22 protein-coding genes and 1 pseudogene are annotated in these 20,504 nt (G+C 35.1%); 21 read left to right on the top strand and 2 right to left on the bottom strand.

Annotated elements, in window-relative coordinates; genetic code table 11:
- Positions 1-81: 81 nt before the first annotated feature.
- A pseudogene (locus AB9L17_RS16550) lies at positions 82-861 on the bottom strand (MCP four helix bundle domain-containing protein); the annotation flags it as partial.
- Positions 862-1,402: 541 nt separating this feature from the next.
- On the opposite strand from AB9L17_RS16550, the gene AB9L17_RS16545 reads away from it, so the two are divergent.
- The 3 genes from AB9L17_RS16545 to AB9L17_RS16535 all read left to right on the top strand — a co-directional run bounded on the left by AB9L17_RS16545 (position 1,403) and on the right by AB9L17_RS16535 (position 4,197).
- Complete coding sequence (locus AB9L17_RS16545; protein ID WP_375199485.1) at positions 1,403-1,582, top strand: hypothetical protein; 180 nt, start codon at positions 1,403-1,405, stop codon at positions 1,580-1,582.
- A 376-nt stretch (positions 1,583-1,958) separates the two neighbouring features.
- Positions 1,959-2,831: a DMT family transporter gene (locus AB9L17_RS16540; RefSeq protein WP_374966275.1), complete on the top strand. Its 873-nt coding sequence runs from the start codon at positions 1,959-1,961 to the stop codon at positions 2,829-2,831.
- 37 nt (positions 2,832-2,868) lie between these two features.
- On the top strand, positions 2,869-4,197 hold the full coding sequence (locus tag AB9L17_RS16535; RefSeq protein WP_375199484.1) for a histidine--tRNA ligase: 1,329 nt from the start codon (positions 2,869-2,871) through the stop codon (positions 4,195-4,197).
- 1,173 nt (positions 4,198-5,370) lie between these two features.
- Here AB9L17_RS16535 and AB9L17_RS16530 read toward each other — a convergent pair.
- Positions 5,371-5,586: a helix-turn-helix transcriptional regulator gene (locus AB9L17_RS16530; RefSeq protein WP_374966278.1), complete on the bottom strand. Its 216-nt coding sequence runs from the start codon at positions 5,584-5,586 to the stop codon at positions 5,371-5,373.
- A gap of 326 nt (positions 5,587-5,912) precedes the next feature.
- Between AB9L17_RS16530 and AB9L17_RS16525 the strand changes: the two genes are divergently transcribed.
- From AB9L17_RS16525 to AB9L17_RS16440, 18 genes are all read left to right on the top strand, one after another.
- Positions 5,913-6,092: a hypothetical protein gene (locus AB9L17_RS16525; protein ID WP_375199483.1), complete on the top strand. Its 180-nt coding sequence runs from the start codon at positions 5,913-5,915 to the stop codon at positions 6,090-6,092.
- Positions 6,093-6,235: 143 nt separating this feature from the next.
- Positions 6,236-6,553 carry a hypothetical protein gene (locus tag AB9L17_RS16520; protein ID WP_375199482.1) on the top strand — a complete coding sequence of 106 codons (318 nt, stop codon included), beginning with the start codon at positions 6,236-6,238 and terminating at the stop codon, positions 6,551-6,553.
- A 4-nt stretch (positions 6,554-6,557) separates the two neighbouring features.
- Positions 6,558-6,881 carry a hypothetical protein gene (locus AB9L17_RS16515; RefSeq protein ID WP_375199481.1) on the top strand — a complete coding sequence of 108 codons (324 nt, stop codon included), beginning with the start codon at positions 6,558-6,560 and terminating at the stop codon, positions 6,879-6,881.
- The gene (locus AB9L17_RS16510) at positions 6,874-7,179 is read left to right on the top strand and encodes a hypothetical protein (protein WP_375199480.1); all 306 of its coding nucleotides are present in this window, start codon (positions 6,874-6,876) and stop codon (positions 7,177-7,179) included. Before AB9L17_RS16515 ends, AB9L17_RS16510 begins: the two co-directional genes overlap by 8 nt.
- Positions 7,180-7,333: 154 nt before the next feature.
- The gene (locus tag AB9L17_RS16505; RefSeq protein WP_375199479.1) at positions 7,334-7,585 is read left to right on the top strand and encodes a hypothetical protein; all 252 of its coding nucleotides are present in this window, start codon (positions 7,334-7,336) and stop codon (positions 7,583-7,585) included.
- A 498-nt stretch (positions 7,586-8,083) separates the two neighbouring features.
- The gene (locus AB9L17_RS16500) at positions 8,084-8,938 is read left to right on the top strand and encodes a malate synthase (protein WP_375199478.1); all 855 of its coding nucleotides are present in this window, start codon (positions 8,084-8,086) and stop codon (positions 8,936-8,938) included.
- A gap of 865 nt (positions 8,939-9,803) precedes the next feature.
- Entirely contained in the window at positions 9,804-10,436 is a 633-nt protein-coding gene (locus AB9L17_RS16495) for a helix-turn-helix transcriptional regulator (RefSeq protein WP_068983603.1), read from the top strand.
- Positions 10,437-10,455: 19 nt separating this feature from the next.
- A complete protein-coding gene (locus tag AB9L17_RS16490; protein WP_068983602.1) occupies positions 10,456-11,268 on the top strand; it encodes a pyruvate, water dikinase regulatory protein in 813 nt (270 codons plus the stop codon).
- A gap of 218 nt (positions 11,269-11,486) precedes the next feature.
- The gene (gene dnaG / locus AB9L17_RS16485) at positions 11,487-13,307 is read left to right on the top strand and encodes a DNA primase (RefSeq protein ID WP_223555999.1); all 1,821 of its coding nucleotides are present in this window, start codon (positions 11,487-11,489) and stop codon (positions 13,305-13,307) included.
- A 32-nt stretch (positions 13,308-13,339) separates the two neighbouring features.
- Complete coding sequence (gene rpoD, locus AB9L17_RS16480; protein ID WP_068983600.1) at positions 13,340-14,467, top strand: RNA polymerase sigma factor RpoD; 1,128 nt, start codon at positions 13,340-13,342, stop codon at positions 14,465-14,467.
- Positions 14,468-14,752: 285 nt separating this feature from the next.
- Entirely contained in the window at positions 14,753-15,316 is a 564-nt protein-coding gene (locus AB9L17_RS16475) for a hypothetical protein (protein ID WP_068983599.1), read from the top strand.
- Between the two features lie 476 nt (positions 15,317-15,792).
- The gene (locus AB9L17_RS16470) at positions 15,793-16,143 is read left to right on the top strand and encodes a c-type cytochrome (protein ID WP_068983598.1); all 351 of its coding nucleotides are present in this window, start codon (positions 15,793-15,795) and stop codon (positions 16,141-16,143) included.
- A gap of 231 nt (positions 16,144-16,374) precedes the next feature.
- On the top strand, positions 16,375-17,067 hold the full coding sequence (locus AB9L17_RS16465) for a tRNA (adenine(22)-N(1))-methyltransferase (protein WP_068983597.1): 693 nt from the start codon (positions 16,375-16,377) through the stop codon (positions 17,065-17,067).
- Position 17,068: 1 nt separating this feature from the next.
- Positions 17,069-18,190, top strand: coding sequence for a Nif3-like dinuclear metal center hexameric protein (locus AB9L17_RS16460; protein ID WP_375199477.1), 1,122 nt, complete (start codon positions 17,069-17,071; stop codon positions 18,188-18,190).
- A gap of 15 nt (positions 18,191-18,205) precedes the next feature.
- On the top strand, positions 18,206-18,430 hold the full coding sequence (locus AB9L17_RS16455) for a hypothetical protein (RefSeq protein WP_068983595.1): 225 nt from the start codon (positions 18,206-18,208) through the stop codon (positions 18,428-18,430).
- Between the two features lie 513 nt (positions 18,431-18,943).
- Positions 18,944-19,087 (top strand): hypothetical protein, encoded by a 144-nt coding sequence (locus AB9L17_RS16450; RefSeq protein WP_375199476.1) that lies wholly within the window; start codon positions 18,944-18,946, stop codon positions 19,085-19,087.
- A gap of 161 nt (positions 19,088-19,248) precedes the next feature.
- On the top strand, positions 19,249-19,497 hold the full coding sequence (locus AB9L17_RS16445) for a DUF2164 domain-containing protein (protein ID WP_068983594.1): 249 nt from the start codon (positions 19,249-19,251) through the stop codon (positions 19,495-19,497).
- A gap of 340 nt (positions 19,498-19,837) precedes the next feature.
- Complete coding sequence (locus AB9L17_RS16440; protein WP_375199475.1) at positions 19,838-20,371, top strand: NADPH-dependent FMN reductase; 534 nt, start codon at positions 19,838-19,840, stop codon at positions 20,369-20,371.
- Positions 20,372-20,504 lie beyond the last annotated feature (133 nt).

The following is a 20,504-nucleotide window of genomic DNA, read 5'->3' as shown; positions in this document are numbered from 1 at the left end:
ATTAACATTCAATTCTTCAGATGCTGCGGCTACATGATTAGCAGTTTCAGTGACTTTTGTTACTGTATTACGAATATTATTAATCATCGAATTAAATGATTGGGTTAATTGACCGATTTCGTCCTTGGATGAATAGGTACCTTGCACAGTCAAATCACCGTCGCCTGCTTTTAACATATTAGCCTGCAACTCTTTAACTGGATTTACAATTAAACGTCCAATCCATGTTGCCAATGTAATAAAGAAAATAATGGCCACAACAGAGAGAATGGCAGAAATAATCATAGTAGTGAATAGACTTTGTTTATTTTCTTCATTCAGCTTATTGGCATCTTCAGAACATAGAGTCATAAGATTGCGTGCATCAGCTGCAGCTTTCTCAAGAAAGGCATCTAAAGTTGTAGAGTATATAGAATAAGCATCCTCGTTTTGGTTCTTACCAGCCAAATCAATGACATCCGTCATGGCACTCATATAACCGTCGAGGTTAGATTTAAGAGACTCTAATAGTTTTCGTTCATCTTCTTGTCCATTGTAAGAGTCTTCGAATTTTACGATTGATTCTTTAATACTTTGAGCTCTTTCTGTGATGTTTGCCTGTAGCTCGGCATTACGTTTAGGATCCAAAGTAATCATGAGTTCTAAAACGAAAGCATCCATCGCACGATTGTCAGTTCGGATTTGACCGATATATTGAATTGGCAAAAGTGATTCGTCGTACATTTCACTAGATCTTTTTGCCATATCGTTAATGTTATAAAAACCACCACCTGAAATAATTAGCAAAAAAATAACAGCGGACGTAATGAGAGTTAGAATTTTCTTTCTAATTGATAAGTTTTTCAAAAATATTTCCCCCATTGGCTCAACTTTCTTCAAAAGCTATTGTAAGAAAAATGGTAATTACTAATAACTTTGGATATATTGAGTAATTTAGATTCGGTAATAATATACCACATCCAAGTCTTTGATAAGAGAAGAGAGAATTATGGGGCTTTTCTGAAAAATAAAAGGTTACAGCTTATTGCAATCGAGTTTACTGACGAAAAAAATCCTTAATTGAAATTAATGAAAAACTATACAAAACACCTATACAAAGAATATCTTAAAGTACCCACAAAACGTAGGCACCCCCTTGTTGAGCGTTTGTGGAATAAGTCGACTAAATCATCATTTATGGAGGACAAAGCGTATAGAGAACGTCCAGTGCCTTTCTACAATTGGTTAAATGAACGTGATAGTCTTCCACAATCAATAGTGCAGTGTGAACCATCGTTAGAAAATTGGCTGGAATGGTAAATCGCTATGAACAGTAGGGGATGAGTGAAAAAACGGGTTTTGAATGTGCCCTTTATGGGTTCCAAACATTACTATTTGGACTCCCTATCTCAGGTATTTTAGCTTGGCTAAATATAAAGGTACGTTCATGGGCGGAGCTGAAGTCGAATTCACATTCCCTTGGAGCAGTATTGGCATTAGCGTACTTGGTGTGTTCCTTGTGATATTTATTACAACAATGTACGCACTTAGCATGATTAAAAAAGAAAATATCGTCGATGCACTTCGTGATGATATGAATTAATTTTAAATTGTAGCGTATATCCTATATACCTAAACGGCGGTTTTGAATAATTTCAGAACCGCCGTTTTTTATTTTGGAAATACGACATGCGTATCCTTATGCTAGAGATCATTTATGCAAATGATTACTCTTCATTGATAAACTTTGGAAAAACCCTCTCTCATTGGTCTAGAAGTGGCGGTGTCCGACACAAAAATGTCGTAAATACACCATTGAAATGTAAGTATTTGTAATGTTAGGATTAAATTAACTCGAGGGTGCATCAATTGCTGTAGCAACTTATATTTATCAGATATACGGAATTTAGCGAAGAGTGAAGAATTCGGTTTACTATTATTTTTTTCATCTTTCCATAAATTTGTGAAGGAAGGTTAGTGTGAGAGATTTAAAAAAGGGCACTATTTATGCAATAATCTCAGCTATTTGTTTTGGTATTATGCCTATTTTCGCAAAAAAAGCTTATAGCTATGGGATTTCAGTTTATACATTACTGGTTTTAAGATTTTCAATAAGTTCTTTACTATTTTTTTTGTTTCTTTTATGGAAAAAAACACCTTTAAAAATAGGTAAAATGGATTTAAAGTTACTTTTTCTATTGGGTGGTGTTTTATTTACACTGTTATCTGTACTACATTTTGAATCATTAAAATATCTATCATCTTCTATGGCCGTTTTATTATTATTTTCATTTCCTATATTTGTTTCAATCTTTTCCTTTTTAATCTACAAAGAAAAGTTAAAGATAAAATCAATCATAGCTTTATTTTTCACCTTTATTAGTATGATTTTTTTATTAGGCGTTTCTTTTCAAGGTGTAAATATGAAAGGCGTATTTTTAGCGATATTAGCAGCTATTGTATATGCACTATATATGATTCTTGGAAAAAAAGTCACCGACAATAATTCCCCCGTTGTAACAAGTACATTTGTTACCTCATTTGCTGCATTGGGTGTAATTTTCATAGGCCTAATAACCAATGAACTACATTGGAATTTTGATTCAAATGCATGGATATATATATTCGGCATTGTTCTTATTTCCACGATTATAGGTGAAATAACTTTATTTAAATCACTACAGATTCTTAATTCAACAAATGTTTCTATGATAAGTATGGTAGAACCTATATTCACCTCTATTTTTGGCTTACTATTTTTGCAGGAAGTATTGGAACCGCTTCAACTATTGGGAGGCATTTTCATCTTAATAGGATTAACTTTCTTGATCTATTTTCAAAATAAAAATTAATACGATTCAAAGTACTCAACGAAAGGAAGATTCAAAGATGATTTTAAACCTAAATGAAAAGACTTTATCAATTCCTGAGGGAACCGAAGATGTTTTAGGAATTGACATGAGATATCGAGAACATATAATCAATATAATTAAAGGCGTTTATGAAAACTATGGTTTCAATCCACATAAAACACCTATTTTAGAATACTTAGACACATTTAACGGACACCACGGGGAAGGAGAAAAGTTATTTTTTCATATAAAAGATAAAAATGACAAATATCTTATCCCTCGCTATGATCTAACTGTACCGCTGGCTAGAGTAGTAAGTATGTATCCAAATATACCGAGACCTTATAAAAGATTTCAAATTGGTCCCTCTTTTAGAGATGACGAACCTGGAAAAAGTCATTTTAGAGAATTTACACAATGCGACGCTGATATTATTGGCTCAGACAGTTTATTAGCTGAAATCGATATTACAATAATGGCACATGAATTGATTAATAAATTAGGAATAAAAAACTTTGTTTTGAAAATAAATCATAGACTACTTATTCAAGCCTTAGCACTTAAAGTTGGTTTGAGTACCAAAGAAGAACACCTCGGATTGCAAAGAGCCTTAGATTATGCAGATAAAGTTTCAAAAGACGGATTACAAGGTATAAAAAATAAACTAATAGAAAATAAAATTCCATTAGATATTGCTAATCAAATACTGATTGAAATTGAGTGTTTTTCTACCCTTTTAGCTCAATATGAGGATTTACAAAATCAAATAAGTCAAATTGAAAAGTTCTTTAATAACTGTCTCTCTTCTACAAAGGCGACAGCAGATTTGAAATTTATACTCTCTTATTTACCAAAAAATGTTCAATCCAACATCAAAATTGATTTAACATTAGCAAGAGGAGCAGATTATTATACAGGTTATATATTAGAGGGTTTGGTTATTGACTCTGAAATCGGAGCAATTTTAGGTGGTGGACGATACAATAATTTAGTTTCTGCTGTCGGCAATTTAAATGAACCAGGAGTTGGCTTAGCCTTTGGTTTAGAAAGATTATTATCAGTTTTGAAAAGCCTAGATTATATTAACAAAGATAAATTACTGCCTCATAAAATACTATTAGCTGATGCTAACGTAGAGTTCCATCCTAAGATTTTTCTTATAGCTCGTGAATTAAGAAAATACTATGATGTTGACATTTATTATAATCACACTCAATTTGATGAAATAATCCATTTTGCTCAGGAAAATAAGCATCAAATTATTATAGAACTTATTGGGGACCGTCCATTAATTCACTCTGTAATAGAGAATGAGACATTCAAGTTGGAAGTAACAGATATTTTAAATAATTCGGATTTTATATAACGATTAATTAATTCTCGATGAATAATTTATTTTCATATTATTGAGTGAGTTAATTTCATAATTTTGAGGCCATACCGCTCTAAGCTTAAAATGACAAGAAAATAGAGCACCTCCCCAAATCCTGTATAATGAGTGTTACTACACACAAATTAACAGATTGGAGAAATGCTCTATTCTATTATACGACAAGAAATCTTATTTGAATGACACTTTGAGTGTTAATGCATACAGAATAGCAAGCACAGGGGGAATTTTCACCGTCGTTGTTATTTGGGTTGTACATAAATGTCCAATAAAAAAATCATCTCAAAGAATAACAACTAAAGAGATGATTTTTATCAAACTTTATTACAAATTATCAATCTTTATTATAAACGATCAATCTTTTTTACAAAGCTACAAAAAATAAAAAAATCGTATTTAAGGTTACTATTATAAACAAATATCCTCAATAGTATACAACTTTATTATTCAGTTCAGAACTTAATTATTCAGTTTACAACTTTATTATTCAGTTTAGAACTTTATTATATTTAAACAAATTTGAATATCTGTTTTCTTGAACTTAGGGATTTCATTCCCTTTCATAATCTGCTCTATATTTTTCTCATGAAATCGAATTTGTATATCGTTCTGCCAAGAACCGAAATACAAAGTATGACCGATTTCCTCACCAGTTTTAATAATAATACTGTTACTATCAAGGTTGGAATTTTAGAGTATCCCTCAAAATTATCAACCGCCAAATCCATTCTCGTAATATTTACCGAAAAAGCATAATCAGTCACAAAAAGCCGAAATAAATCCGTCCATGAAATTTCAGACATTTTTTTAAAAGTTCGACAACCCTCACCACACATATCCGAAAGGACACCCCCTTTTTCCCCACAAGTGGAGAAATGCCAAGTGTCGCCAACTTTGGCGTTACCTAATACTAATGTCCATTTTTAATCCTTGCCTAGTAGTAATCAATCTGACAATTATCGTCATATTGGGGAAGTTGAGGTATCTATATAGAGTAGGTACCAGATTGGCACTGGTTGATTTCCTGTCTCAAAGACTGGCGTTGAAATACCACTACTATTGATTATTTCTATAGTACGTGACAAATAATAGCCCCCATAATCACAAAAAGCATCCGCTCCAGAAGAGTAGATGCTTTTTGTGTTGCTATTAGATTTTGTCTCCATTTTTTAAGAAGAAAAAGCCTTCAAATTCAACCTCTAACACGTTAGCAATTTTTCGTAAGTCTTGTTCGCTGAAATTATCCTTCTTCAATTTCGTATTAATATTCTGTCTTGATTGCCCCAGTAGTTCGGCTAAATCTTGAACAGACATATCTTTTCGATTCAAAAGAACTTTAATTTTTTCTCCCATCGTTAAAGACATTCTAACACCTCCTACAATGTTATTATACCATGTATTATATTGCTTTTGACAACTGAAACATTGTCGTTAGCAATATTTATTTTTACAAAATGCTTGATTTAGACAATCTTATGATTTACAGTGGAAATATAAACTTTTACAAGTTGGCTATCGACAGTCAGTCGGTGAATGGACTAGAAATAGCCGACATGCAACAAAGGTAGGTGAATGTATGAAGGTACTATCATCACAAGAACGCCAGAAAATAACACGAGCCATGCTAAAAGGCTATATGAAGTTGCTCACACAGCAAATATAAAAGCGACTCAGAAAAGAGGAGAAGCGATATGCGTTTACAAAACACACTTGATTATCTCAAAGAACAATTCCATGCAGCTGGAGCCGAATGGAAGGAAACGAGGGATAGTGAGTTGCTGACAGAGTTGAATGCGTTAGTAGCGGCTATCAATGCGATTGAGGTTTATTTGTATGACCAGCGTATTACTGTAATTACTGATTGTATTTAAAAATAAGAGTGTACAAAGGTAGGTGAACCCTTAAAGCAACTAACAGACCAGAAACGCCAGCAATTAGTCAGAGCCATGCTTAACGGTTATATACAGCAACTAATACAGCGAATTAAATAGCAATAGAAAGCGGAGGTGTACTTATGAAATTGAACCTACAAGACATGTACTATATCCAAAGTACAATAAAAGAAAACTTGTTAATGTTAGAAACTGTACACAACAGCACAGGTCATGTATTGCATAAGTATGAACAGGTTCTTAAAAATAAAGATGAAGCGGCTTTCTTGATTGAATCTTACAGACAATACATGTTGGTTGAAGAACGAGCAATTATTTTGATGATTAAGGAACTATCTGATCTTTTTAGTATCGACTACAGAAAAACTAGTTTTGAAGAATTAATGGAATTGATTACCCAGAAGGCGAAAGAACAATTCAATGTACAGTTAGGGAGGTAGGGGAATGCAAAGGCTTGCAAAAGATATATTCTCAATTCACAGCACATACGTAGACAGCCTATTGACTTTACAACTTGTTTATAAGGAAACAGATATGGTTTTGTGTGAATTTGAAAGAACGGTAAGGGATGCACAAAAGGTACCAGAATGGATTGATCGATATAAAAGGCATCTATTAGAAGAAAACAATGCATTTTATTACGCATTAGAGGGGTTTGCCGATTTCTTTGAGGTTGATTACACAAGGGAATCAGCTAATGAAGTGGCAAAGCTTATTAATTTAAAAATACAAGAATTAAAGAATAGGGGAGAACTAAGTAATGACTAATACATTTATTCTTGAAGTATCAAATGACAACGAGTTTCTAGGACTATTAGAAGGTGATGAGGTACTAGTTTCAACAGTGGAACAGCCTCGAAGTAACGGAAAGGATTTAGCGGTTTTTGAAGCGGATGGGGTGCGTTTTGTTAGTGCCTTTACCCGCTTCGGGAATCAAATTATGTTGCTAGGTGAACATATCCATGTAGTGCGAGAACATCAGGTGAAGATTATTGGTAAGGTGATTGAAAGAAGTTTCGAAGGAAAAGAAAAAGCCGCAGCGTTTGCAGACGCTACAGCCTATTGATTAATGCCCTTTGAAGTGCAGAAATAGTTTAGCATATAGATTTAGTATATGCCAATTAGAAAAGCTTTACAGTACATTGTAAGGCTTTTTTGTATCATTTATATATTATATAATTTCCATCCTATGACTTATTATAGAATCAGGAGGCGATTATATGAATAAGGAAAAATTAAAATATGCAATTTTAAAAGAAATAGATTCGAATAATTTACCTTTAACGGAAAATGATTTTGGTGCAGCTCTAGGTTTTTTGTCTAGAGAAAACTATCTATCCGGATTTTTTAGGGCAGATCATAGAGCTCATTTACACAAAATGGGACCTTCTCTAACTGAACATTCAATCCCGACCCTGTTTTTTTTTGCAAATAACCTTTGCGAAATTGGGGTCTTTTTATATGGAACATAATTGGAAAATATCTCGTATTCAGCATTTATGATTAGTACACGGATTAATCCATCCATTTCTTTTCCAGGAAAGGAATTACTTGTATTGGTTTTATATCATGAAGCCCTCCTATGCTTATCACGTAATCAAGTGGTTAATTTATAGGGGCGCTTTCCAGAAGTTTCGCGACTTTTTGGAGGCCTTTATTTCATAGCTATTTCAAGGGGATTTAGAGAATAAATTTTCATTTTACTTCATGATAAATTATGTTGTCAATAATAAATTTGTAAATTTATAAAAAAATGTTATAATAGTCTTACAATTATTTTTTAAAATCGTATTTCGAATTCCGCTGTCCTTTTTGCAGATAGAATTTGGATACGTTTTTTTAATATCCTTTTTAAGCCGAAGAAAAAATTAAAACAGTTATGTGAGCTTTAAAGGAAGTTAGTTGAATAAAATTATTAATTTACTATCTAATAGTAACCGATTTTTTATTTCATAAGGAGGACTAGAATAATGAATCTAATCAATAAGAAAGTTACACACAAGCGTTTTGGCATGGGTAGTATAGTTAAACATAATGATTCTCGTATTGAAATACATTTCGCATCGGAAAATAAAATGTTTGTTTTCCCTGATGTATTTGGAAAGCACCTAAAACTACATGATAAAAGTGATGCTAAGTCACTTGAAGAAATTTTGAAAAAAAAGGAAAACGAACGAAAAGAGGAAGAATGGAAGAAGGAAGAGGAAAAAAAACTACAACGAAAAAAACTGGTACTTCGCTTGGAACACGAAAAACTTATGAAAAACCATAAACTTCATCCCGAATCACAAATGGTTTTTTGGTGTGACACAGAAGAACAGAATAGTTCTTTTTCAGAGCGGAAAGTTTTTTCAGGCGTATTAAAAAGTGGTAATAACAAAGGAAAGCCAAACAAGCCGAGCCGCTTGCACCAAAATAGCGCTGTCCTATTAACAGCAATAGATTCCGGCATGCCTGAAAAAGACAGACGTATCTTAGGTGTCTATATGGTGAATGAAGATTTTGTCGGTAAGCTTTGTGAAGATGGATATATTCCTGCTCATTTAAAATACAGAATTCAACTTACAGAACAGGAGTCGGATCAGCTGCTTTTCTGGCAATATTATATAAATGAAAAATTCCCTGAAAAAATGACATGGAAGACAGGTAAATATCGTTATTTTGAAAATTTATGGATGGCTCAAATTTTGCTTGATATAGTTTCGTTGAAAAGTGACCCAAATGAACGAGAGCTGGCACAACAATTTTTTAAACATTTTTGTAAAATGAATATGATAACAGCTCAAGAGTTACCAAAGCCTAATGGTGCATTAATGCGTATTTAGAAGTTAACCCAAAGATTATAAGAATGACTAACACCTACTTTCTTTTTAGCAGTATGTTTGATTGTAACTGCTGGGATTGTTCGTGTCATAGCTAACCTGATTTGGAATTAAAATATAAGGTATGCTGTTGTTTCAAAGGCACCAATTTTATCAAACTTAGATTCAATTGTAGCCATGTTTATGGGGTGGCCATATAATACAAATTATTCTGAGGGTGTAAAATGGGTTGTCCACTTGAGGTAGGACATTACCAAAGATTAAAGTACCTAGATTAACCAGAAGGTAATACGGGAACAGTCATTCTTTTTAGATGTTGTAAATTTACACTTTTATGGAAGCGTTATATAAAACTTTAATAACAGATAAAGATTGATCAAAATATTCATCTTGTAGATGTAGTAAATTAGGATTTATAATAGGAAAGACACTAACATTATTTTAGCCATTTCTCAATTGAGATATGGCTTTTATTTTTAACTTGTATGGAAGAATATTAAATTAATGTTGTTGTTGTAAGTAATTCGTTCAATTATTGGCCCGATTCTTTATAGGAAAAAGCAAATAATCCTGAAGAGCCTTAAATGGTCTATTTACATAACAAAAAAAGATTGAAGCAGTTAGCCCCAATCTAAATCACTCACACATTCCTATACACACGCTCGCCATTTATTAGCCACACTCTGCCACAACTTGCCACAGATTCATGCTTTTTTATGCCTTATCTTGCATTTTGGATATACTGCTTCAATCATCTAAACCCTTGTTATAACAACATTTATATAGGATTAGTGTAATACTTTGCATACCTATCATCCTATAGTATATAATAATTGAGCATAAGTATAACACTATTAGATTTGAGGCGGTGAGTCCAATCGAACTCAATAAACGTCAGGAAGACATTTTACAAATTGTGAAAGAAAACGGCCCAATTACAGGCGAACATATTGCAGAACGTCTCAATCTGACAAGAGCGACTTTAAGACCAGATTTAGCTATACTCACAATGGCGGGCTTTTTAGATGCTAGACCTCGTGTTGGCTATTTCTATTCAGGTAAAAAAACATCCGTTACATTGACGGATAGTATTCACAATTTAAAGGTGAAAGATTTTCATTCGGGACCGGTTGTAGTACCAGAAACAATGACTGTATATGATGCGATTTGCTTCATGTTTTCTGAGGATGTTGGAACACTTTTTGTCGTGGATAAGAATGAGTTTTTGACAGGAGTACTTTCTCGCAAGGATTTACTACGTACAAGTATTGGTACTCAGGATTTAAATAAAATCCCTGTACATATCATTATGACACGCATGCCAAACATTTCGTATTGTGAGAGATCAGATTCTTTAGTTGTCGCAGCAAATAAACTAATTGAACGAGAAGTTGATTCGTTACCAGTAGTAGAGCCACAGGAAGGCGGATTGACAATCGTCGGTCGTCTTACAAAAACGACGATTACACGAGCTTTCTTATCGCTTGTACAGAATGTCTAAATATTTGAAGGAGAACAGCATGAAAAGACTACGTGTTTTTGTTATATCTGATTCAGTCGGGGAAACTGGTGACCAAGTAGCGAAAGCAGTTATTAGCCAGTTTCGACCTGGTTTGGAAAACACGGTGATTCGGCGTTTTCCTCATATTCAGTCAGAGGAGCTCATCCGAAAAATTGTTTGCCTTGCAGCGAAACAGCAGGCATTTATTGTGTACACGCTTGTTCGGCAGGAGATGCGATCGTTATTACATGAACTGTGTGAACAAGAAAAAGTATATGCAATCGATATTTTAGGACCTGCTTTAAAAACAATGGCAACATTTATGGAAGAGATCCCATTAGAAGCACCAGGAATCGTTCATAAGCTAGATGATGATTACTTTAAAAAAATTGAGGCTATTGAATTTGCAGTAAAATATGATGATGGAAGAGATCCACGTGGTTTATTGCAGGCTGATATCGTACTTGTTGGTGTTTCACGTACTTCTAAAACACCATTATCACAGTACTTAGCACATAAACGCTATAAGGTGGCGAATGTCCCTTTAGTACCAGAAGTGGAGCCACCTGAAGAACTATTTATGATTGATCCAAAAAAATGTTTTGGTTTAATTATTTCTCCTGATAAATTAAACTCAATTAGAAAAGAAAGATTAATGACTCTTGGATTGAATGATGATGCTATCTACGCGCAACATAAGCGTATATTAGAAGAAATTCAGCATTTTGAAAAAATTGTCGGTAAAATTGGTTGTAAAGTTATTGATGTGACAAATAAGGCTGTAGAAGAAACAGCAAATGTCATTATTGAGCATATCTCGACCTGTAAATAAGAAACGAATTTCGATAAACCACCTCGGTTGTAAGAGGCGGTTTTTTTGAGTAGGTTTTGAAAATAGTATAGATAAAAACTAATTTTTGTTTTATAATAATAAAATTGTGGTAAAAATATTGCTAAAGAGAAAAATCCTATTTTTTTGTCGAGAAATAAAGGATTTTTAAATCGGATAGCGAATTGTGTTTTAGAACGTAATTTAAAGATGGTGATGATTTGGCAGGGAAAATTCCAGAAGAAGTGATTGAACAGATTCGTACACAATCGGATATTGTTGATGTCATAAGCGAATATATGCAGCTTACAAAGCGTGGACGCAATTGGTTTGGTCTCTGTCCATTTCATGGAGAACAAACGCCATCTTTTTCTGTGTCAACAGACAAACAAATTTTTCATTGCTTTGGTTGTGGTGCAGGTGGTAACGCTATTACTTTTGTCATGGATATAGAAGGTGTTTCTTTTCCTGACGCAGTTGTGAAACTTGGTGAACGTGTTGGCATACAATTAGATGTTGGACCTAGTTTACCTGAAGTAACGAAAAAGGTATCTAAAGCAGAAGAAAGGATGAAAGAAGCACACGCTTTTGCAGCAGATTTTTTTCATCATTTACTGTTAAATACGGAAGATGGTGAAGAACCTTTAAATTATTTACTAGAAAGAGGATTTACAAGGGAACTTATAGAATCTAATAGCATTGGATGGTCTCTTCCAAGCTTTGATGCATTAACAATATTGCTTGAAAGAAAAGGTTATAACTTACAAGAAATCGCAGAAAGTGGTTTAATCATCAAGCGAGAAGGGGAAGAGCGCTATTTTGACCGTTTTAGAGGGCGTATTATGTTTCCTATTCGTGATGAGAACGGTAAGATTATTGCATTCTCAGGACGAATCCTTTCATCAACTGGTGAAGAGGCAAAATATTTAAATAGTCCAGAATCACCAATATTTCAAAAGAGTGAAGTGCTATATAACCTAGATAAAGCACGAACCTCAATTAGAAAAAATCGTCAAGTAGTATTGATGGAAGGATTTATGGATGTTTTAGCAGCAACTTCTGTTGGTGTAACGAATGCCGTAGCAACAATGGGTACTTCGCTTACGAATCAGCATATCACGAAGCTAAAGCGCTTAGTAGAGCAGATTACGATTTGCTATGACGGTGATAATGCTGGTTTCGATGCGGCAAAAAGAGCGGCACAATTACTTCAAACAGAACGTATGAAAGTCAATATTGCGGTGTTACCAGATAAGCTAGATCCTGATGAATACATTCGTAGTTTAGGTGGACAAGCATTTAAAGAACAAATTTTGGAAAACCCTCATGCGTATATTGCTTTTATGATGATGCATGCTAGACGAAATAAAAACTTTCAATTTGAAAATGATACGCTTCAATATATTCAAGAGGTTCTTGAACAACTGGTAGGTAGATCCTCACCTGTTGAACGAGATTTGTATATAAGACAGCTATCGAATGAAACCAATATCTCGGAAGAAGCGATTTATGCTCAATTCCGAAAGCTAGAGGCAAATCAGGTGCGTTCTGCAAAAGTAGAAATGCCTGTTCAGACGCCTTCGATGCCGGTCACTCAACAAAATAAGCCTATGGACGCAGCTGAACGTGCCGAACGTTTATTACTGGCTCATATGCTTCATAATATAGATGTAGTGGACAAGGTATTACGTAGTGAGCAAAAAGAGCCATTTGTACGAGATGCCTATATGGCAGTTTTTGTTCGCTTAGTAGGATTTTATGAGGAATATGGTCATCCTGATTATCAGCGTTTTGTTGAGATATTAGATGACTCGGAATTACGAAAGATTGTTATGGAAGCGGCTTTAGCAGAGCGAGATCCCGACCAAGCAGAGGCGGAGGTCACAGACTCAATACGACAGCTGCAAAAATATAGAATTGAGCAAGAAATTCAACAAAAGATGCATGAGTCAAAGGAAGCGGAGAAGATGCATGAGTATGCGCGTGCACTTGAAATCGCCCAACAGATTATTCATTTAAGAAAATCGTTATCGGCGATTTAACCCGATTCGGTTGTTTAGAAGGAGGAAGGTTTATGGCGGACAAGTCAGAACGTTCAAAAGAGGTAGAAGTTGAAATTACATTAGATGAAGCAAAAAAAATACTACAAGAAAAAGCAAAAACAGAAGGTGAAATTTCGATGAAAGAAATTTCAGAGAAATTAGCGCCTTATGAATTGGAGAATGAAGAGATTTTCCACTTTGCTGAGGATCTTGAAAAGAATAAAGACATTCAAATCATCGGAAAAGAAGAATTTGAAGAAGAGAGCTTAATGAAAGAAGAAGCAAGCGAAGAGACGTTCGATTTAAATGATTTGAGTGTACCACCAGGTGTAAAAATAAATGACCCTGTACGCATGTATTTAAAAGAAATTGGTCGAGTTGACTTACTTTCTGCCAACCAAGAAATCGCATTAGCGGAACGTATTGAGCAAGGTGACGAGGAAGCACGTAAACGTCTAGCAGAAGCAAATTTACGTCTTGTTGTATCGATTGCGAAGCGATATGTTGGTCGTGGGATGCTATTCCTTGATTTAATTCAAGAGGGGAATATGGGGCTTATCAAGGCTGTTGAGAAATTTGACTACCGTAAAGGCTTTAAATTTTCCACTTATGCAACATGGTGGATTCGCCAAGCAATTACACGTGCAATTGCGGACCAAGCACGTACAATCCGTATTCCGGTGCATATGGTAGAAACCATTAATAAATTAATTCGTGTACAGCGCCAATTATTACAGGACTTAGGCCGCGAGCCATCTCCAGAAGAAATTGGTGAAGAAATGGATTTAACACCAGAAAAAGTACGTGAAATTTTAAAAATTGCACAAGAACCAGTATCTCTTGAAACACCAATTGGAGAAGAAGATGATTCACATTTAGGAGACTTTATCGAGGATTCTGAAGCTCAATCTCCATCTGACCATGCAGCATATGAATTGTTAAAAGAACAATTAGAAGACGTGTTAGATACATTAACTGACCGTGAAGAAAATGTCCTTCGCCTACGTTTTGGTTTAGATGATGGTCGCACACGTACATTAGAAGAAGTAGGAAAAGTATTTGGTGTTACACGTGAACGTATTCGCCAAATTGAAGCGAAGGCGCTTAGAAAACTACGCCACCCTTCTCGCAGCAAACGTTTAAAAGATTTCTTAGAATAGAATAAATCAAGTTGGGCTATTTGGATTAGTAATGACTAATCGGATAGCCCTTTTTTAATATCCGGGGAAGAGAAGGAAATATCCGCGCCCCGAGAGAATAACTGCGAAAGAGAAGTGACTAATTACTTACATCAACTTTAAATATTGTTTCGAAAAATACTGATATCGAGTAATTAGAATGAGACAATTTTGCTATTTTTGCTACTTTATACAGATGTGTTTTTGAAGATTTTGAGATAAAATTGTAATAACAACCATTATCAAGCAATGTTTGGAGTAACTACTATGACAAATCCTCGAAAAAAAATAATCTTAAATGAGATATTGTTTTGGAAGCAGAATAAGCTATTACCAGAGCACTACTGTGATTTTTTAGCGACTCTTTACGCAGAAGGAGCTGATCTTGAAGAGTTGAACCCAGTACATCATAAGCAAGCTATATTACCTTCTGAAAAGAGAAAGTTGGTATTTTTAATAGTAGGTATATGTATCGCTATGATTGCTCTTCTGTTTGTGTATTTTACAATAACCTCTTTAATGTTAATTTTAACGGTAATCGTTGGAATAGCCGCACTAACATTATTTATTACAGCGTTTCGAGTGGCACGGAGAAATGATTTATTAGCTCCTATTTTTCATTTATTAGCTGCAGTTTTATTGTTCAGTATGACTATTCGAATTTACACTACATATTTTAATGGAGATAATATTGCATTGTTTTGCTTGATTGCAGCAAATTGTGGGGTTTGGCTTTGGTCAGGTATAAAAATGAAGTTATTTTATTTCACGATCTCAGGTGTTCTAGGATTACTAGCACTGATTGGCTACTATATCATAAACTTATCTTAAGAACCCACTTTGTCTATCAGGAATCTGTTTGCTTTCAACTAGCTTACAGATTCTTTTTTTGTATCATCAAAATTTATTTTTTCTGCAAAAGTAGTATGATTTTTAGGAAACATTTACAGAATGAGTTTTTGAAAATACAGATTTAAGATATTAGGATAACTTATTTAGCTAATTAATTGTTTGCAATAGGGTTATAAGAAATTTTTGATTTTCATGGTATACGAAAGCGTAAATAATGGAAAGATAACTGCGTGTGAAAAGTTAGTTTCAAATTGCTAAAAGGTAATAGATAGTCCAAATATTGGAGAAAACAAGACATATTTTATCCAATAGATACAGAAATGTCGAAATTGTTACAAACAAAGGAAAACTTAGCGAATAGGGCTTTTCGTTTCATGGTTAATGAAGTACAATATTAGGTGTTGACTGATTCTATATTATAATAGAAGTAGATTTACAATGAGGAGGGAAAACATATGAAAAACAATCCAGTCGTTCCTTACATCTTAATTCTGGCATTTGGTATTGGACTTATTTTCTTCATGTCTTTAACAGGTGCAGGAGACAAAAAAGAAATTGCTGCTGAAAAAGAAGGCGGCGGTGAAAAAACAGAAGCTACTGATGACGGTTCAGCTTTAGTACAATCTTGTATTGGCTGTCACGCTGCTGACTTAACTGGTGCTGTAGGACCAAACTTACATGGCTTGGATGAAGCTCGTATCGTTGACGTTTTAACTAATGGTATCGAAGGAACTCCAATGCAACCTGGAATGAAAACTGAAGCGGAAGCAAAAGCAATCGCTGAGTACATTGCTACTCTGAAATAGTTTAACTTCTTTCATCGGATGTCTAAACATTCGGTTCCAGACTCAATTATGCCAAGGCAAAAGTAGCTGTACTGAAAGCGTTTAAGCGTGATTGGTACAGCTATAATTTATTTATCTTCATTTATTTAATGGAAAATGGAGTTGCTCAAAATTTGAGGCAACTCCATTTGTTTTTTTTCACGACATCATACATACTAATAATGGACTCTATATAAGGTAGGCGGTAAAAAAATGAACGCACAAAAATTATCAAAGCGATTAGAAACAGTAGCAAAATTTGTTCCCTCAGGTGCAGTTGTAGCTGATATTGGCAGTGACCATGCATATTTACCATGCTACTTAATTCATAAAGGCATTGCTTCTTATGCGATAGCAGGGGAAGTTGTGAAAGGACCTTTTGAATCAGCAGTTGGACAAGTGAAAAAAGAAGGTTTAACAGAAAAAATTACGGTACGACTTGCAAGTGGTTTAGCGGCAGTAGAAGCAGATGATCACGTAGATACGGTTACGATTGCGGGGATGGGTGGACCTCTTATTGTATCAATTTTAGAAAAGCATCCAGAAAAACTGCAAGGGGTAACACGACTTGTTTTACAACCGAATATTCATGCAAAAGTGATTCGTGAGTGGGCTTTAGCACATAATTGGGCTATTCTCGACGAAGAGATATTAGAGGAAGATGAAAAAATTTACGAAATTCTTGTATTACAAAGAGGTCCAATGACGTTAACGGAATCAGAAATTTTATTTGGACCAAAATTAATGCTGCGAAAATCACCAGCATTTATAGAAAAATGGTTACGTGAAAAAGAAAATTGGCAACGTGTGTTAAAGTCCATTGAAGTTGCAGATCAAACACCTGAAATTGAAGAAAAACGTGCAGAGTTAGGAGCACTACTCGATTTAGTGGAAGGAGTTTTGTGAGATGAAGACAGTAAACGGTCAGGAAATTATCCAATTATTCGAATCATGGTCACCCAAAAAGCTTGCCTGTATGGAAAATGATCCAATTGGGCTTGCTATTGGCACATTAAACAAGCCTGTAAGTAAAGTATTAGTCACATTAGATGTTAACGAAGCGGTAGCAGAAGAGGCAATACAGCAAGGCTGCGAGCTAATAATCGCACATCATCCACCAATCTTCAGACGGTTAGCGAATATTCGTACTGATAATCCAGCTGGACGCTTATATGAAAAGCTTATAAAAAATGATATTGCCGTTTATGCAGCACATACAAATTTAGATGTGGCTGAAGGTGGTGTCAACGATTTATTGGCAGATGCTCTACAGCTTGAAAATCGTTCTATTTTAGAAGAAACATATGCGGAAAATATGTTGAAGTTGGCTGTTTTTATACCAACTGTAAATGCCAATGATTTACGTGAGGCATTAGCAAAGGCGGGAGCAGGTCGTATCGGCGATTACGAAGCGTGTAGCTATACTACATTAGGTGAAGGACGTTTCCGTGCACTAGCAGGTGCAAATCCACATGTAGGTTCTATTGGTGAATTACATGTTGAAGAAGAAGTGAAGGTAGAAGTAGTATTTCCGGAGTCTATTCGAAACCGTATATTAAAGGCAATGTTACTTGCACATCCATATGAAGAACCTGCCTATGATATCATTCGTTTAGATCAGCAAACAAATGTAATGGGCTTAGGACGTGTTGGTTTCTTACCACAAGAAATGACTCTTCATGAATTTACTCAATTTGTAAAGCAGCAGCTAGATGTACCGGCTGTCCGAGTTGTTGGCGATTTACAGTCGAAGGTGAAAAAAATTGCGCTTGTCGGTGGAGACGGCAATAAATATATCTATTCTGCAAAGCGTGCAGGAGCAGATGTATTTTTAACAGGAGATATGTATTTCCATACTGCACAGGACGCACAAGCAATTGGTCTACAAATCGTGGATCCGGGTCATCATGTTGAAAAAGTGATGATTGCAGGTGTAGCTAAAAAGATGGCAAAAATGAGTGAGGATAAAAAATATACGGTTGAATTTGTACAATCTACTATTCATACAGAACCGTTTTTATTCGTGTAAGAGAGGGGAATAGATGTGGCGAGTGAAAGACCTGCTGGCAATAAAGCCGGTAAGTTATGGCTTATAATTGGTTTAATGATTGCTGTGTTTGGGCTAGGTATGACATTTATGACAAATAAGATAAATGCCCAAAAAATTGACGCCATGACAGAGCAGTGTGAAAAAGACGGCGGAGAAGCCATTGTCTCAAAGGAAAAGAAGTTTTTATCAACAAACTATTCATTTAAATGTAACCAGTAATAATAACAAGACTGAATTATAGAAGTTACTATAATTCAGTCTTCATAGTGATAAAAACAAAAAGGTCAAGGTAATTTTGTGAATGCTGTTTAATGAGGGAGATTTTGATTCCAGACTATTCGCTTTCCTGTGGGCGAGCGTCATGTAGGCTTCCACTCCAATCAACAATAGTGTAAAAATTTTAAATGTTTTATGCATTCAAAAGTGAAGGCTATGCCTACATACCATAATCGAACTGAATAGACTTATAACATTCGCTAATTGTACATCTGCTGACGCTGCGTTTTTGCATATAAAACAGTTGTTTTCGCCTATGTTTTCACATATTATCACTATAAATTAGAGTAACATGCTAGAAGATACATGCTATGTAAAATGGTTGATTGAAGTGGAGACTGAGCGACTCCTTGGGGATCAGCGATAGAGGAACGAAGGCTAAGAGCGTCACGTCCTGTGATAACGCCTTCGTGACCTACATCGTGTAGGCCCGAGACCCTGTAGCGAGCTTCGCGAGTGAAGCGGCTCATCGGACGCCCCCAGGAAGCTCTGCTCTGGGCGAAAGCGAAGCGTCAGCGGCAAATGTTTTATCTGTGCGAAAGCGAAGCGACAGCAACAAAGCGCTCAGTCGGAACGGAAATCAACCTCTCTTTTTGCTAGAACCATACTTAATTTATAGGCTTTCCTTAAATTCATTGACATAATAGTTTCAACATCGTGAAGGCTGAATTAGTATAATTCAGTCTTTTTGTGTATGCATAGATGAATTTCACAGTGTTATGATAGGTAAGTATACTTTGGAATGAAAGGGGAGTTTTGGTTTGTATATTCGTTTTACAAAAGAACAACAGGAAACGATCATAGCTGATATTCAACGATTTTTTTATAATAATCGAGATGAGGATATTACAGAATTTGAAGCAGAGCGAGTATTGGACTTTATTAAGGAAAATATAGCTCCACATATTTATAATGCGGCTATTTCGGATGCAAAATATGTTGTAGAAAGACAATACGCATCGATTGAAGATGAGCTTGCAGCATTAGAAAGACCAATTAAGATAAAATAAAGGAACTCAGGCTAAGAACTCCACATCCTGTGAAAATGCCTGAGTGACCAACATCGTGCTGCTGCCGCTGCGTTAGCACTACGCTTTCGCGCAAAAAACATCTGTTGGCCTAAAGCCTCTGGTGGATGTCACGGAATCAAACAATTGGCAATTTTTATAAATTTATGATATTTTTATTTTGAATTGAAGATAATTTGATTCGAAGTAAAAAGTGGTTTAAGTAATTACCTGTGCATTGAATAAAGAGATGGATTCCTGTACAACATGGCTAGGAGAACCGTTTTTAAATTCAAATGAATGCTTCGGTCACAATTTGAGGGATGAATGAAGGAGGAGTAGTATGTTGAAAATTGGGATTATTTTAGGTAGTACACGTGAAGGTCGTGTAAGTCCACAAGTTGGAGAATGGGTACAGGGAGTAGCTGAAAAACGCGGTGATGCAGCATATGAAATAATTGATATCGCTGATTTTAAATTACCATTTCTAGGTGAGCCAGGAGGAGATACTTCAGGAGTAGCTGCTTGGTCAGAAAAAATCGCTGCCTGTGATGGTTTTGTATTTATCGCTGCAGAATATAACCATTCCATTACGGGGGCATTAAAAAATGCGTTAGATTATTTACGTAACGAATGGAATAATAAAGCAGCAGGTATTGTTTCTTACGGTTCTGTTGGTGGTGCAAGAGCAGCTGAACATTTACGGGGTATTCTTGGTGAATTATTAGTAGCAGATGTTCGCGTACATCCTGCTTTATCCTTATTTACAGACTTCGAAAACGGTACGATTAAACCAAAGGATGTACAAACAGATTCAGTCAATCAAATGTTAGATCAACTTATTCCTTGGGCAACAGCATTAAAAACAATTCGATAATATCCTTAAGCAGTATGTACAGTACAAGTACATATTGCTTTTTTTATGCGGAAACACACCCCCTCTTTCACTTTTAAAAGGAAAATGTTTAGAATCCTTAGGTTTTTTTACGTGCACAGCCTCCGCTTTCAAA

Source organism: Lysinibacillus sp. RS11 (assembly GCF_042019215.1).
Taxonomy (GTDB): domain Bacteria; phylum Bacillota; class Bacilli; order Bacillales_A; family Planococcaceae; genus Lysinibacillus; species Lysinibacillus xylanilyticus_A.
The sequence above is the reverse complement of the archived record's forward strand: the minus strand, read 5'-3'. Positions and strand labels throughout refer to the sequence as shown.